The sequence below is a fragment of the Sphingobacteriales bacterium genome (assembly GCA_016700115.1).
Classification (GTDB): Bacteria; Bacteroidota; Bacteroidia; order Chitinophagales; family UBA2359; genus UBA2359.
Map to the genome: position 1 here is coordinate 3650420 of CP064999.1, position 15134 is coordinate 3665553.

Genomic DNA, 15134 nt, shown 5'->3' on the forward strand with positions numbered 1-15134 from the left:
TTCTACATACTGATTGAGCCTTTCCTGAAATCAGTTTTACCTATTACAGCGTTTATTAAAAAAGGGGTGCCCTTTTTTAGACATAGTTTAGCTTCCGAAACTGCTTCGGTAAATTCGTTTAAGGTTTCGACTCTCTTACCTTCTCCTCCAAAAGCCTTGCCAATTTTTTCATAGTCAGAAAATGCCAGATTTGTGGCACAATCGCTACCCAAAATATCAATCTGATCGCGGGCAATTTGAGCCCAGGAAGCATCATTACCGATAATTCCGACAACCGGCAACTGATGTCTGACATAGGTATCGTATTCAAGAATACTATAGGCACAACTGCCATCTCCCCAAATGATATATACTTCGGATTCGGGAAAGCAAAGTTTTGCACCCAAAGCAAAGCCGGCACCAACACCTAAAGTCCCGAAAACACCGGGGTCTAACCATGACAATGGTTTTCGAGGGCGCAGGGTATAGGCTGCTGTTCCTACAAAATCTCCACCATCTGCTATTAAAATGGCATTTTCATCTAATGATTTGTCCAGTGCCTTAAACAGTTGAAGGGGATTAATTCCATAGTTGGTGTTTTCTGCTGTTCGTTTTTCTATGTCTTGTTCACGTAGTTGGTCTCTCTCGTATAATTCGTTTAGCCATGCTTCTATTTGGGAAGACTGACATGAAAACACCTCAGACAACGCCATCAGGAATTCTTCGGGGTCTGCCTGAATACCGGTATCAGGTCGTTTATTTTTGTTCAAATCTTCGTAGTTCCGGTTGATATTGATATATTTGGCTTTATTGTTGAGATGATCCCCATAATCTAATCTGAAATCGCACGGAACACCGGCCAACATAATTAAGTCAGCAGTTCTTAAGGCTTCTTTGCGATGATGTCTATGTTGAAGTTTATTATTATTGCCTAACAATCCCCTACCCATGCCTGACAAATAGACCGGAATTCCCAATTTTTGGACGGCTTCTGCAAAAACTTCGGCTTTTTCAGGAAACATGACCGCTCCGCTTCCTATTAACAAAAGAGGACGTTTTGCAGATTTCAGTTGATTAACAACGGATTGAATTTGGCTGCTTTTATGTTTAGGGTAAATAACAGGGGGTTGTGTGTTTTGAAAATCAATACTGTTTTTTTCTTTAAAAACTCCGTTGACATGGCGGTTGATATACCATTTAACAACTTTATCGGCAAAGTTTTTTGCAGGGGCATCTGCTTTTGCGCCATACCACTGTCTGACTAAGCCTTCATCATACAACAAATCTATCGGTAGTTCTACAAACACCGGGCCGGGTGTTCCGGTTTTAGAGATGGCAAAAGCCTTATGTATAGCAGGTACTATATCTTTTACCCTCCTGACTGAAACAGCCCATTTCACATTAGGCTTCATCATCTCCATCTGATTGATGTCCTGTAAAGAACCTCGCCCTTTTAGTATAGTTGCAGCAGCTCCTCCCAAAAGTACCAAAGGCACTTGAGCTAATTGTGCATTTTTTACAGCGGTAATAGTATTTGTCAAACCCGGGCCTGCTGTAACTGCTGCAACTCCCGGTATTCCGGTTAACCTGGCAACAGCATCGGCGGCAAAAACTGCATTTACTTCATGTCTTGTGTCTATTACCCTGATGCCCATTCTTTCTGCTTCTACAAAAATTGGCGAAATATGGCCACCACACAGGGTAAACAAAAACTTAACTCCTTGTTCTTTCAACACTTTGGAAACAATATATCCTCCGTTCATAAATAATAGGTCTTCTTTGAGTGGTTTAGATTAAATGAATTTTGATTGAAAAAGTGTTGAAGTTCAATATTATGAGATGTTCAAAAAGGTTTATTTGAATCTGATAGCCTTTATTGGGTTGATTGTTGTGGCGAGATAAGAAGGCCAAATTAGCGCTATCAGACAAATCAGCATAGTTCCGGCGTTGAGGGTAGCTACTGTAATCGGGTCAATATCTATAGGCGCTACACTGATGTAATAGGACTCTTCGGGTAGTTTGATAAATCCGAATTTGTGTTGTAAAAAGCATATGCTTAACCCCAATACATTACCTATAAACAGCCCCCAACCGATTATATATGCTGCATTGAAGAGAAAAATTTTACGAATCTCCCAACCGCTTGCTCCGAGGGCTTTCAAAATTCCTATCATATTGGTGCGCTCTAAAATCAAAATCAATAAAGCGGTTATCATATTGATTATGGCGACTAAAGCCATTAAACATAGAATTACCTGTTCATTCATATCCTGTAAGGCAAGCCATTCGAATATATTGGGGTTGATTTCTTTGATGGTTTGTGAGTATAAATCCTGACCAACTATTTCATAATAAATTAGGTCGCTAAAAAAAGGTAAGTCTTCCATCCGGTCGAGAAATACTTCAAATCCTCCAACTTGGTCTTCTTCCCAGTTGTTTAGTTTTTGTATATGTTTGATGTCTATCAGTGCGTATTTTTCGTCATATTCTTCCAATCCGGTTTTGTATATTCCCGAAATATTGAACTTTCGTACCAATGGTGGATTTTGTACAAAATAAATCGCTAAACCGTCTCCCGCATTTAAATGTAACCTTTTTGCAGTGGTTTGAGAAATCAGGATATCGTTTGATTTAGAAGTATCTGATAACTCAAATACTTTACCTTCAACTAAATATTCATTAAAAAACCCCCAGTCAAAATCAGTAGATACCCCTTTTAATACAATACCTTCTATATCGTCGTTAGTTTTTATAATTCCTGCTTTGTGAGCATAAACCTGAATGTGTTTTACTCCATTTATTGTGTCAATTGCAGGATAAAAAGACTGATGAATAGTTACCGGAAACAAATCTTCATAGCTTGAATTGAGTGAGTATTTACTGATATGGATATGCCCCCAAAAGCCAAAGATTTTTCGACTGATATGGTTTTGAAATCCGTTGACTGTGGCGGTAGTGATAAGCATAACAGCAACCGACAAAGCAACTGCAGCTACAGCAATGGTAATAATAAAACCCGAAAATGACCGTCTTTTTCCAAATGCAATCCGACGGGTAATGAACCATGCTGTATTCATATTTTTGATTCTAACACACTTTGATGCAAATATATAGTTTTTACGAGAGTTTTTGGGCATCTTTAGGCAACCATCAACTGACTTGTCTTGACTTACCCCTTTTCGTACTTCTATTTTTTTCTTTCATCAACAATTATATTAGTAAAGCCCACTTATTTTTCAAGCCTCAATACTAATATACCGGTTTAGGCTGTTTATGGCAAAACATTTGTAGTAAGTTCTGTTTTATTCATTTTAAACTATCAACTTTTGAGACAGATTTTAACCCTCTTTGTAGTGCTTTTATTGATAAGCTGTTCAGCTAAAACTTTTCCGGTCGGTTCACGATCTGTCAATTCTTCCGGTAATTCTGAAAAAAATGACTCAATCTCCGGAAATCAGGTAATAGTGTCAACAGATCTATCAAATACTACAGGTGGCAGTAAACAAAATGCAGAATCTACAAACCACCTTTTAAAAACCAATGCGATTGTAACTGCGGCAGAAAGAATAGAAACTTATCTTTCTTTTTTAAAAGCTAAACGAGTGGCTATCGTTGCCAATCAAACTTCATTGGTAAATGATGTACACCTAACAGATACTTTACTCAATCTTGGTATAAATGTTGTAAAAGTATTTGCTCCCGAACATGGTTTTCGCGGTGATGCTGATGCTGGAAAATATGTTCAAAACGGAAAAGATTTAAAATCAGGACTTCCTGTCATATCACTTTATGGTAAAAACAAAAAACCATCTGTATCTGATTTATCAGATGTGGATGTTGTGGTTTTCGACATACAAGATGTCGGTGCAAGGTTTTATACTTATATTTCTACCATGCACTATGTCATGGAAGCCTGCGCTGAACAGGGGAAATGGATGGTTGTTCTTGACCGACCAAATCCTAACGGGCATTATGTGGATGGAGTTGTATTGAAAGAGGAGTTTGCTTCATTTGTTGGGATGCACCCTATTCCTATAGTACATGGTTTAACTGTTGGTGAACTGGCACAAATGATTAACGGAGAAGGATGGTTAAAAAATGGGGTAAAATGCAGCTTAAATGTTGTGCCATGTTCAGGATATTCTCATCGCACTTTTTATGAATTGCCGGTGAAGCCTTCTCCCAATTTACCCAATAGCCGTGCTGTATATTTATATCCTTCCCTTTGTTTGTTCGAAGGCACTCAAGTCAGTGTGGGGCGTGGTACCGATAAGCAATTTCAGGTCATAGGAAGTCCCAAACACAATTACCCATTTACATTCACCCCAGAAAGCAAACCCGGTGCTACACAACCCCTTTTTGAAAACACAACCTGCAAAGGTTTCGACCTTTCAGACCTTCCTTTGGAAGAACTTCGCAGGTTACGCCACATTGATTTGAGCTGGTTAATTAAATTGTACCGGGACTATCCGGCTAAAAGTGAATTTTTTATTCCTTTTTTTGATAAACTGGCCGGAAGTGCAGAACTGCAAAAGCAAATAAAAGCAGGATGGACAGAAGAGCAAATCCGTATGTCCTGGCAAACAGATTTAGATATATATAAGAAAAAAAGAAAAAAATATCTGCTTTATGAAGATATGGAAGATTAACTGCTACCAATCGCTCAGTTCGTCGTGCAGTGAATTGTAAGCACTCAACAATTCTGAATAGGAATGATTGTCCTGAAGTTTACGGGCAATTTCCATTCCCGATTTATAAGTCATTAATGCTTCGTTATACATTTTGAGTTTTTCTTGCAACTTGCCCTGATGATAGTAAGTGCCAACATAGTTTGGGCTGCTGTTTATTAGTTCTCCAAAAATGCGAAGTGCTTCTTGATCTTCTCCTACTTTCAAATATTCCAATGCCATGGCATAATGGAGAAAAGGATCGTTTGGAGTTTCTTTTAAAAACAGCTGAAGCTGGCTTAACCGGTCAATATTCATAAGTATGTACTTTCGTTACTTGGTTGCAGGAAGGTTTCAATTTATTTCAAGTGTTTAAAAAACGCTGAAAGCACTTTACTTTCAGCGTTTTTTTGCGATATTGTACTTTTAAACCGGATGATTTCATTAATCATTTAGATAGTTTAATGGTTGTGTTCGTCTGAACATAAGCCAACAATAGTATGGAAAACATCATGCAAAGCGGATAAGGCTTTAGTGATTTCGGAATCCGTAGTTCCTTTTTTATCAATCATTTTTTGCAGTTTTTTACTGTCATTTATTAATTGATTAATAGCACTCATCATTTCTTTACTGCTAAACTCAGCCGGTATTTTGGATGTTTTTAGAGTTTCGGCTTTTAAAACCATTTCACCAATTCTGGTTTTAATAGGGTTTAAGTTTCCTTCTTCACTTGGATGAAAAGTTTGGGCCATGACTTTGTGAAAATCTTTGATAGCCGGCCAATCATCAAATTTCCCTTTTGGATTAGCAACGTCAAACAATCTGCTGACTTCGTTCCAGTTAATCACATTCCATAATGCACTTAGGTAATCCCCTCTTTTATTTTGATATTTGAGATAGTAAGCATGTTCCCAAACATCTATACCCAATATAGGAACACCTTTTACTTCTGCAATATCCATTAATGGGTTGTCTTGATTGGGAGTCGAGGTAATGGCTAACTTTTTTTCCGGAGTAACAATTAACCAAGCCCATCCTGAACCAAATCTCGAGGCGGCTGCCGCGTTTAGTTTTATTTTCAGACTGTCCAAACCGTTAAAATGATGTTGAATAGCCTGACTTAGTCTGTCTGAAGGCATTGTGTTTTTTTCAGGAGTCAGGATACTCCAAAACAAAGTGTGATTGTAATGTCCACCGGCATTGTTACGAATAGCAGTGCTGAATTTTGACATGTTTTTGAAAATATCTTCAAGAGATAAGTTTGCGGCTTCCGTGTCTTTGATGGCGTTGTTCAGGTTGTTCACATAACCTGCATGATGCTTTGAATAATGAATATTCATTGTAGTTGAATCAATAAAAGGTTCAAGCGCATTAAATTCATAGGCCAAGTCCGGAAGTGTAAATTTTGTTTGTGATTGAAGGTTTGGAGAAAATACAAACAAAAGAGAGGCAATTGTCAACAAAACTATTTTTTTGAGATTCATAGTAAAACGTTTTATTTGGTTATCAAGAATAGAAAATGGTTTAAAGCGAAAATGGTTTAACAACCATAAAACAGGGCGAAACATTTGATATAAATCTAACCGGAAATTTTAGACAAAATCCAGCGAAAAAATTTCGGAGAAAATCGTTTAAGGTTAAATAAAAAACGGGATTGAAATGGATATATCAGCAGAAACTCATAGTTTCCACAGCTATTCAGAAGTGTAACAGCCATATCGTCTGCTTTTATTTTTGATTTGGAAACCATTTTTTCACCGCGTTTCACCAATTCAGGGTTTCCTTTGCTATGTTGCATAATATTAGTTTTAAAAAACGTGGTGATAGAAACAGATACTTTGATATTAAAAGGTTTCAGTTCTGTAAATAAGGATTCAGACAGCGAAATAACAGCAGCTTTTGTAACATTGTAACCGGACATATTGGGAGGGTTGACAAAACCGGCAGCGCTTGCTATGTTGAGCACATAGCCATAACCCTGATTTTTCATAGCAGGAATAAAATAATGACATCCGTGAATAACTCCCATCAAATTGATTCCAATAATCCATTGCCAATCAGGGATAGAACAAGATTCCATATTTCCCACAAAGCCTGATATTCCGGCATTATTAACCAACAAATCTATACCTCCGGCTTTTTGTATAAAATCGGTTGCGGCATCTTCGTATGCTGCCGCATCAGAAACATCAAAGCAATAGGCAAATGCTTTTCCGCCGAGTGTTTCTATTATTTTTACTGTTTCATCTAATTTTTTATCATTGATGTCGTTTACACCGATATGCCAGCGGTCGTATGCCAGTTGTTTGCACAATGCAAGCCCAAGACCTGAGGCAGCACCTGTAATAAAAGCTCGTTTATATGGATAAAGCGCAGTTAGACGAAACATAACTCATGAATAAAAAAATCAGGGACAATTTATTTGCTATTCGTCAGTCTGTTTGGTTTCAGGTGGTTTTTCTTCTTCCTTTGGCTCTTCATTATGTTGTTGAGGGATCAGTTTATTGATGACTTCGTTAATTTGAGACAAATCAGGTTGTTGTTCATAACTCTTTTTCTTAGGGTCAAATACCAGTATTTCTTTAACCGTCTCATTGACCGGTGGAATATCCGCTTCAGTTAAAGTGATGAGTATATCTTCGGTGAGTGGAGCAATTCCGACAATCCTGTTGGCTTGCCGTTCAATACATTTTTCAAATAAATTTCGCGAAACACGGGCATTGCCAAAATTAAAGGGTCGGTCTGTACATACTTTTTCAAAAATAAAGAGAAGTTTTTCTTCGGCTTCTTCATCTAATTTGAAATCGGCTTTAGAAGCAAAAAGTTTGAAAATCTGTACAAGTTCTTCCGGAGTATAATGATTGAAAAAATAGTAACGGTTAAAACGAGATTGAAGTCCGGGATTGGATTTGATAAAAGTTTCCATTTCGTCCGGATAACCGGCAACAATTACCACCAATTGTTTTCGGTGGTCTTCCATTCTTTTTAACAAAGCTTCGATAGCTTCGTTTCCAAAATCACGCTTGTCTTCACCGCCTCTGCTCAAGGCATAAGCCTCGTCAATAAACAAAACACCATCTAAGGCCGTTTTTACAATTTCATCTACTTTTAAAGCTGTTTGACCAATATATCCTGCGACTAATCCTGCCCGGTCAGTTTCGACTAAATGACCGCGTTTTAAAAATCCAAGATGTTTATAAATTCTGCCAACTAATCGGGCTATTGTAGTTTTACCGGTTCCGGGAGGGCCCATAAACACCGAATGAAGGGCACGGTCTTGTGTAGCAAGGCCTTTCTCCTCCCTGATTTTCTGAATTTTTAAAAAATTAATCAGGGTTTTGATTTCCTCTTTAATGTTTTTTAATCCAATAAGTTCGTTAAGTTCAGCAATAACCTCATCTAATGACTCGTGGTCATCCACTTCTGTTTGTTTCACATTAGGAGTCGCTTTCTTGGGCTTATGAGTCAAATTCCAGACTTTTTTGAGTAATTCCTCTTCTTCTGCAATGACATTGCCATCTGCCTTAAGAATGAGTGAAGCAAAACGGTAAAGTTGTGCCGAGATTGTTGAAAACAAATCATGTTCGAGCCTCGACAAGATAACCGGCAAAAGCAGCTCTTCCGGATATTCACTTTTTACATTAAATATTTTGAAGTCACGCAATTGTGTAATTCTTTGAGGGAATACGGGGTTTTGTATCATTTCGTTTATTCGGGTGAGTTTTAAACCCGTTGCCATATCTGAATTGTTAATTAACCGTTCAAACAAATAGGCAAGAGCAAACTGTTCGCGCCTGGTGATTTTGCGATCAATTTCGCTGCACATCTCATATAGTTTAATGGCATCCTGAGCAAACAACTCCCGGGCACTTGGGTCATTGACAATGATGTCTGTCGTGTTGCTCATTTTCTGAACAGTTTGTTTAAACGTCTTGTCATTGTCCAAATGACGGCAGGCATCCATATAAATATCTGCTTCGTGTTTGAGCAATTGGAGAAATTCTTCGTCTATCAGATCGTTTTCCATAGCTTGTTGAGTATTCTGGTTATTCAGTTTAACCTCAACTTCTACGCCGTTTGTAGGAATTTGTGTGCCTTCACTTTTCTTGCCAAATCGGTGGATATTCATATCTTTACTGTCGTCATAATCTGCTATAGAAACAAGCAATTGCGACACTTTGCTTTTCAATTCATCAGACATATCAGGCAGTTCAAGCATCAATTTGCCTTCTAAATCAAATAGTTTTTCCAATTCATTAAAGGGCAAATATCCTTTAGCAAAATGGATATTTCTGGTTGTTAGCAAAAAACCTTGATTAAAACTACCCGCATTTTTATCATACAGTAAAATAATATCTTCAGCCGCCATATTGAGAGATGGAAACTGAACAGACAGGCGCAATATAGCCAATGCTGGAATTCTGGAATTGATATATAAATTGCCTTCCAGATCTTTAGCGTTAAAGATGGTCGCAATCAGTTTTTCTAACTGTATTGAAGAAATTTTATTCATGAGTTAGTGCTTATTCAATAGTTGTTGTCTAACAAAAGGGATAAAATTAAAAACAGGCAAAATTAGTCCGTTTTGTTCAACAAAGCTATAAAAAACACTAAAAGACTTTATAAAAGCCCCGATACCCAATATTCTTAAAAACTACTTTTTGGGATTAACTATTCTATCACAATAGGTGGCTCATTGCGATCATCCTGTTTTAATACGATTGTATAAAACCCCTGGGTTATATTGGTTGCCATTTTAAAAGGTTTAAATTGGACACTTTTACGATGACGGTATTTTTCAGGCATGTTGGCATATAATATTTTGGTTTTAAACAAAAAGGGGTCCACTTCCTCAGGGTCAACATCCACTAAAAACTTTCTGTTTCCACGCCATTCTTTACCCTCTTCAACCGGTTGGTAAGCATAATAGTAAAAGTTGGTTTTGTTTCCCTCAATACGATCAAATCCAATATGAGTGGTTAACTGTGCTGTTTGACCAACTTTGAGGTAGATCCATCCCTCACTTACCCATACTTCTTCCGGCGATGTGTCGAGTGAATTAGTTTTTTTTATTTGATTGTAGGCAACCGCCAACCAAACCGGATTTGCCGATTCATTTGTACAAAACAATTGTGCGTAAGTAGGAAGGCTAAAAAATAAAATGAATATCGAGGTTAGAAGAATCCTTATCATCATATTACATTCTTTTAATTGCGTTAAAATAATTTTCATAAACTAAATACAAAATAAGTGCCACTTTTAAGCAGATTTTTCAAAGTTGTCTCATTACCCCAATTTTAACATTCTGTGTTTTAATTGATTTCAAAGAAATCATCACTATATGTTAGTTTCTGTACCTGAATCGTATTGAATTTATAAAACCATGCAAATATTGCTGTTAGCTAAATGTTCCTGTTTAACTACGGCAATTTCCACCTGGAAAAGGTTCATTATCACCTGGAAAAGGTTCATTATCACCTGGAAAAGGTTCATTATCACCTGGAAAAGGTTCATTATCACCTGGAAAAGGTTCATTATCACCTGGAAAAGGTTCATTATCACCTGGAAAAGGTTCATTATCACCTGGAAACGGTTCATTATCACCTGGAAAAGGTTCATTATCACCTGGAAACGGTTCATTATCATCTGGAAACGGTTCATTATCATCTGGAAACGGTTCATTATCATCTGGAAACGGTTCATTATCATCTGGAAACGGTTCATTATCATCTGGAAACGGTTCATTATCATCTGGAAACGGTTCATTATCATCTGGAAACGGTTCATTATCACCTGGAAACGGTTCATTATCATCTGGAAACGGTTCATTATCATCTGGAAACGGTTCATTATCATCTGGAAACGGTTCATTATCATCTGGAAACGGTTCATTATCATCTGGAAACGGTTCATTATCATCTGGAAATGGTCTTTATCACCTGAAAATGGTTCATTATCACCTGAAAATGGTTCATTATCAACCGGAAATGGGGGAATGTTCGAAAAAGTGTGTCAAATGCGATTATTTTTGAAAATCAAGAGTGGATTTAACAAGTTAAATTTAAGAGTACTTTAGTTATATAGTTTTCCACATTTCAATAGCCTACTACTCAAACCCTTCTTTTTTTTGAGTAGTAAAGGCTGTTGGAATGTGGGAAACAACGCTGTTTTCAATTCCTTTACTTCCTACTCATCGGTTAGTTAAACATCCACATGCTTTGTAAAACGGTCTTCAAGCGGGTACGCAATTCGTGTGATACTGAGGTCCAATTTGTAACTTTAGTTTTCCACCCGCCTCTCCCATATATCAGGATGAGATAAATTTGTTTGACTAAAGCCTTGTCGTTTACCCATGAACCTTTGCTTTTCGTTACTTTGCGTATTTGCCGGTGCAAACCTTCCACAGGATTAGTCGTATAAATCATTCGGCGGATATTTGCTCCGAAATCCATAAACACCATTAAATTTGCCCATTCTTGTTCCCAAGCCCTTGCGATACCGGGATATTTCTTTCCCCAGGTTTGCTCAAAACCTGCTAAGGCTACTCTCGCTCTGGGTTCGCCGGCAGCATTGTATATCTTTTAAGGTCTGCACTGACTTGCTTAATATCTTTTCTGGCAACAAATTTAGTGCTGCTGCGGAGCATATGGACAATACAGCGTTGGACGAAGGATTGAGGAAAAACCGAAAGTATGGCCTCATCTAAACCGCTAAGCCCGTCTATACAAAAGAATAGCACATCTTCAACACCTCGTTTTTTTAAGTCTTCCAGAATCAGACCCCACTCAGAAGCCCCCTCTGTATTGCGAACGTAAATGCCCAATACATCCCGATTTCCCTCTGCGTCTATTCCATAGACCGAATAAACAGCTCTCTTAGCTGACCGACCACTTTCCCGACTTGTGTAATAAATGCCGTCTAAATAGACCACCACATAAAAGGGTAATAAGGCGCGCTGCTGCCACGATGACACCTCCGCATGTACCTGGTCTGTTATCTCTGTTATCCACGATACCCCAAACTCTACACCGTATAGCTCCATAAGTTGCAGCTGAATATCCCGATAACTGTTCCCATAAGCATACATCATCAGAACCTGTTGCTCTAAGCCTGTACCCAATTCACGCTCCCATTTCCCTACAATAATCGGACTGAACTCGCCACGCCTGTCCCGAGGAGGCGAAATCTGCACTGCCCCTAACTCCGTGTTTAAGGTCTTCGAAGTATAGCCGTTCCTGCGATTGCTAACACCCTGCGAACGGTCGGTCTTGATGTGGTTGTCTATCTCGCCTGATAAAGCTGCATTCACCAAACGCTGTACCATACCCGTTAATACGCCTTCTTTGCCTAATAACCGATCCCCAGACGTGAGGCGTTTTATCGCTTCTTTTTCAAATGACGGATAATCAAAGTCTTCCAATGGGGAAGCTGATCTACTTTCTCTCTTGTCCTTTTTCATAATTAAAATTTTTATTTCTGTAATTTGTGTTGACACACTTTTTATAACAGTCTCGGAAATGGTTCAATTCCACCCTCAAAAGGTTCATTATCAACCGGAAATGGATCATTTTCCAACGTTAAAAAAAAATCATTGATTAACTGCTACTAACTACACAGGTGGGATATTCAGGAAGTAAGAGGGTGGATGGAAAATTATCTTTCGGTTTGCTTCTATCTTACTCTTTTTATTTGCAATATATAATAGTTCAAATTGCCGAAAACACAAAACCACCCTGAAAAATAAATTGCTTGTATTATCTTTGCGGCTTCTTAAAACATTTTTATAAAAAAAATTCGACATCATGAAAATATCTGTAATTGGAGCAGGAAATGTTGGGGCAACCTGTGCAGACGTTGTAGCGCGAGGAAATTATGCAAACGAAGTGGTTTTGTTAGACATCAAAGAGGGGTTATCAGAAGGTAAAAGTTTAGATATTTGGCAAACAGCTCCTATAAGCTATTATTCTACCCGAATGATAGGCGTAACAAACGATTATAGTGCAACTGCAGGATCTGATATTACCATCATTACTTCAGGAATACCACGCAAACCTGGTATGAGCCGGGATGATTTAATCGGTACTAACGCAGGAATTGTAAAAAGCGTTACAGAAAATGTTGTCAAACATTCTCCAAATACCATAATTATAGTTGTTTCAAATCCGTTGGATGTTATGAGTTATTGTGCCTACTTAACCTCGGGTTTTGACCCCAAAAGAGTTATGGGCATGGCCGGAATTTTAGATACCGCACGTTATCGTGCATTTTTAGCTGCTGAACTTGGAATATCTCCCAAAGATATACAGGCTGTATTGATGGGTGGACATGGCGATACAATGGTACCACTGCCCCGCTACACCACTGTTGCAGGTATTCCTGTAACCGAGTTGGTTGAAGCTGGAAAGCTTGCCGCAATTGTTGACCGTACCACAAACGGAGGAGCCGAACTTGTTAAACTGATGGGGACTTCAGCCTGGTATGCACCGGGAGCCGCAGCTGCACAAATGGCTGAATCAATAGCACATGACGAAAAACGCATATTCCCATGTTGTGTTTATTTACAAGGACAATACGGTTTAAATGAAATTTTTCTTGGTGTTCCGGTGGTTTTGGGTAAATCAGGCATAGAAAAAATCATCGAACTCGACTTAAACGAAGAAGAAAAATCCCTTCTAAATTCTTCTGCGGCATCAGTAAAATCAGTCATGGATGTTCTTGATGGCATGAAGTTGTTCGGATAATTTTGAACTTAAAATATAATACATTACATGTCCGCACCCGAGACCAATTCACAGTTAAATTTTATAGAAGAAATAATTGAGGAAGATTTAAAAACCGGTAAATATCAAGGTCGGGTTCATACCCGATTTCCGCCTGAACCAAACGGCTATTTACATATCGGACATGCTAAATCTATTTGTCTCAATTTCGGGCTTGCATTAAAATATAAAGGACTGAGCAATCTGCGCTATGACGATACCAATCCTGAAAAGGAAGAAGTAGAATATGTTAATTCAATCAAAGATGATATTCGTTGGTTGGGTTTTTCGTGGGAAGACCGCGAGTATTATGCCTCTGATTATTATGATATTTTATATCAAAAAGCAGTCGAACTAATAAAAAATGACAAGGCTTATGTTGACCATTCTACTTCTGAAGAAATGGCAGTTCAAAAAGGAACTCCCACTTCCCCGGGAACAGAAAGCCCGTATCGTAATCGGCCAATTGAAGAAAGTCTGATTCTTTTTGAACAGATGGTAACGGGAAAAATTGAAGAAGGCACCTGCACCCTTAGGGCAAAAATTGACATGACCTCACCTAACATGCACTTACGTGACCCGGTCATTTACCGTATTAAAAAAACACCCCACCATCGCACAGGTACTAAATGGGCAGCCTATCCCATGTACGATTTTGCTCATGGAATTTCTGACTCATTAGAGGGCATCACGCATTCCATTTGTACTTTGGAGTTTGAAGTTCATCGCCCTCTTTACGACTGGTTTTTAATAACCCTCGGCATGTACCGTCCACAACAAATTGAATTTGCAAGGTTAAACCTTACTTATACGATCATGAGTAAGCGTAACTTGCGGATGTTGGTAGAAGAGGGGTATGTAAATGGATGGGATGACCCAAGAATGCCAACTATTTCTGCACTTCGCAGAAGAGGATATACTCCCGAAGCTATCAGAGAGTTTGCCAAAAGAGTAGGTGTCGCACGTCGTGAAAATATGATAGATGTCGGTTTGCTTGAGTTTTGCGTTCGTGAACATGCAAATCTTATTTCCAAAAGGGTCATGGTAGTAACACATCCACTGAAAGTTATTATAATCAATTATCCTGAGTTTCAAACCGAACTTCTCGAAACTGAAAATAATCCGGAAGATCCCAATGCGGGTACAAGGCTAATTCCTTTAAGTCGTGAGATTTATATAGAACAGGATGATTTTATGGAAAACCCGCCAAAAAAATACTTCCGCTTGTTTCCCGGTGGCGAAGTGCGGTTAAAAAGTGCTTATATTATCCGTTGTGAAGAAGCCATAAAAGATGATGACGGGAATATTACAGAATTGCATTGTACTTATTTTCCTGACTCGAAAAGTGGTGAAGATACAAGTGGAAAAAAGGTAAAAGGAACCCTTCATTGGGTTGCTGCTAATCAAGCCCTGCCTGTAGAACTCAGAATATACGACCGATTGTTTAATATTTCTGAACCCGGAAGTTTTGAAGGTGATATCCGAACTTGCATCAATCCCGATTCGTTACAAGTCATTTACCCGGCCTACGCTGAAAAAAGCCTGAAAGAAGCTGAGCTAAGTGACCGGTTTCAGTTTATAAGAAAGGGGTATTTTTGCTTAGATACCGATTCGAACGAACAAAAACTAATTTTTAACCAAACAGTTGGGTTAAAAGACAGTTGGGCAAAACAGCAGGAAAAGGAAAGCTGAAATTATTCCCGCGAATTATGTTTTGTCGTTTCATTAA

General features: G+C 38.4%; 13 protein-coding genes. 4 read left to right on the top strand and 9 right to left on the bottom strand.

Features of this window, described 5'->3' with window-relative positions:
* Positions 1–2: 2 nt before the first annotated feature.
* Positions 3–1742, bottom strand: coding sequence for a thiamine pyrophosphate-binding protein (locus IPM47_13060; GenBank protein ID QQS27804.1), 1740 nt, complete (start codon positions 1740–1742; stop codon positions 3–5).
* A 90-nt stretch (positions 1743–1832) separates the two neighbouring features.
* Positions 1833–3056 (bottom strand): ABC transporter permease, encoded by a 1224-nt coding sequence (locus IPM47_13065; GenBank protein ID QQS27805.1) that lies wholly within the window; start codon positions 3054–3056, stop codon positions 1833–1835.
* 384 nt (positions 3057–3440) lie between these two features.
* On the opposite strand from IPM47_13065, the gene IPM47_13070 reads away from it, so the two are divergent.
* A complete protein-coding gene (locus IPM47_13070; protein ID QQS31471.1) occupies positions 3441–4628 on the top strand; it encodes a DUF1343 domain-containing protein in 1188 nt (395 codons plus the stop codon).
* A gap of 3 nt (positions 4629–4631) precedes the next feature.
* Here the strand turns inward: IPM47_13070 and IPM47_13075 are convergent, their stop codons facing one another.
* From IPM47_13075 to IPM47_13095, 5 genes are all read right to left on the bottom strand, one after another.
* Complete coding sequence (locus tag IPM47_13075; protein QQS27806.1) at positions 4632–4964, bottom strand: tetratricopeptide repeat protein; 333 nt, start codon at positions 4962–4964, stop codon at positions 4632–4634.
* A gap of 143 nt (positions 4965–5107) precedes the next feature.
* The gene (locus tag IPM47_13080; protein QQS27807.1) at positions 5108–6130 is read right to left on the bottom strand and encodes a superoxide dismutase; all 1023 of its coding nucleotides are present in this window, start codon (positions 6128–6130) and stop codon (positions 5108–5110) included.
* Between the two features lie 95 nt (positions 6131–6225).
* Entirely contained in the window at positions 6226–7035 is an 810-nt protein-coding gene (locus IPM47_13085) for an SDR family NAD(P)-dependent oxidoreductase (protein ID QQS27808.1), read from the bottom strand.
* A gap of 36 nt (positions 7036–7071) precedes the next feature.
* On the bottom strand, positions 7072–9159 hold the full coding sequence (locus tag IPM47_13090; GenBank protein ID QQS27809.1) for an AAA family ATPase: 2088 nt from the start codon (positions 9157–9159) through the stop codon (positions 7072–7074).
* Positions 9160–9317: 158 nt separating this feature from the next.
* On the bottom strand, positions 9318–9842 hold the full coding sequence (locus tag IPM47_13095; GenBank protein ID QQS27810.1) for a DUF1036 domain-containing protein: 525 nt from the start codon (positions 9840–9842) through the stop codon (positions 9318–9320).
* A 210-nt stretch (positions 9843–10052) separates the two neighbouring features.
* On the opposite strand from IPM47_13095, the gene IPM47_13100 reads away from it, so the two are divergent.
* A complete protein-coding gene (locus tag IPM47_13100; GenBank protein ID QQS27811.1) occupies positions 10053–10589 on the top strand; it encodes a hypothetical protein in 537 nt (178 codons plus the stop codon).
* Positions 10590–10843: 254 nt separating this feature from the next.
* On the opposite strand, the gene IPM47_13105 is transcribed toward IPM47_13100, so the two are convergent.
* Both IPM47_13105 and IPM47_13110 read right to left on the bottom strand, forming a co-directional pair.
* On the bottom strand, positions 10844–11224 hold the full coding sequence (locus IPM47_13105) for a transposase (protein QQS31472.1): 381 nt from the start codon (positions 11222–11224) through the stop codon (positions 10844–10846).
* Positions 11188–12141 carry an IS256 family transposase gene (locus IPM47_13110; GenBank protein ID QQS27812.1) on the bottom strand — a complete coding sequence of 318 codons (954 nt, stop codon included), beginning with the start codon at positions 12139–12141 and terminating at the stop codon, positions 11188–11190. The genes IPM47_13105 and IPM47_13110 overlap by 37 nt, the downstream gene beginning before the upstream one ends.
* A gap of 307 nt (positions 12142–12448) precedes the next feature.
* Here IPM47_13110 and mdh point away from each other — a divergent pair, with 307 nt between their 5' ends.
* Complete coding sequence (gene mdh / locus IPM47_13115) at positions 12449–13387, top strand: malate dehydrogenase (GenBank protein ID QQS27813.1); 939 nt, start codon at positions 12449–12451, stop codon at positions 13385–13387.
* A 27-nt stretch (positions 13388–13414) separates the two neighbouring features.
* Complete coding sequence (locus tag IPM47_13120; protein QQS27814.1) at positions 13415–15097, top strand: glutamine--tRNA ligase/YqeY domain fusion protein; 1683 nt, start codon at positions 13415–13417, stop codon at positions 15095–15097.
* Positions 15098–15134: the final 37 nt, after the last annotated feature.

Bases quoted from the DNA above. Each gene is read 5' to 3' on its own strand.
- IPM47_13085 (QQS27808.1), bottom strand. From the start codon at position 7,035: ATGTTTCGTCTAACTGCGCTTTATCCATATAAACGAGCTTTTATTACA.
- IPM47_13080 (QQS27807.1), bottom strand. From the start codon at position 6,130: ATGAATCTCAAAAAAATAGTTTTGTTGACAATTGCCTCTCTTTTGTTT.
- mdh (QQS27813.1), top strand. From the start codon at position 12,449: ATGAAAATATCTGTAATTGGAGCAGGAAATGTTGGGGCAACCTGTGCA.
- IPM47_13100 (QQS27811.1), top strand. From the start codon at position 10,053: ATGTTCCTGTTTAACTACGGCAATTTCCACCTGGAAAAGGTTCATTAT.
- IPM47_13060 (QQS27804.1), bottom strand. From the start codon at position 1,742: ATGAACGGAGGATATATTGTTTCCAAAGTGTTGAAAGAACAAGGAGTT.
- IPM47_13095 (QQS27810.1), bottom strand. From the start codon at position 9,842: ATGATGATAAGGATTCTTCTAACCTCGATATTCATTTTATTTTTTAGC.
- IPM47_13075 (QQS27806.1), bottom strand. From the start codon at position 4,964: ATGAATATTGACCGGTTAAGCCAGCTTCAGCTGTTTTTAAAAGAAACT.
- IPM47_13065 (QQS27805.1), bottom strand. From the start codon at position 3,056: ATGAATACAGCATGGTTCATTACCCGTCGGATTGCATTTGGAAAAAGA.
- IPM47_13090 (QQS27809.1), bottom strand. From the start codon at position 9,159: ATGAATAAAATTTCTTCAATACAGTTAGAAAAACTGATTGCGACCATC.
- IPM47_13120 (QQS27814.1), top strand. From the start codon at position 13,415: ATGTCCGCACCCGAGACCAATTCACAGTTAAATTTTATAGAAGAAATA.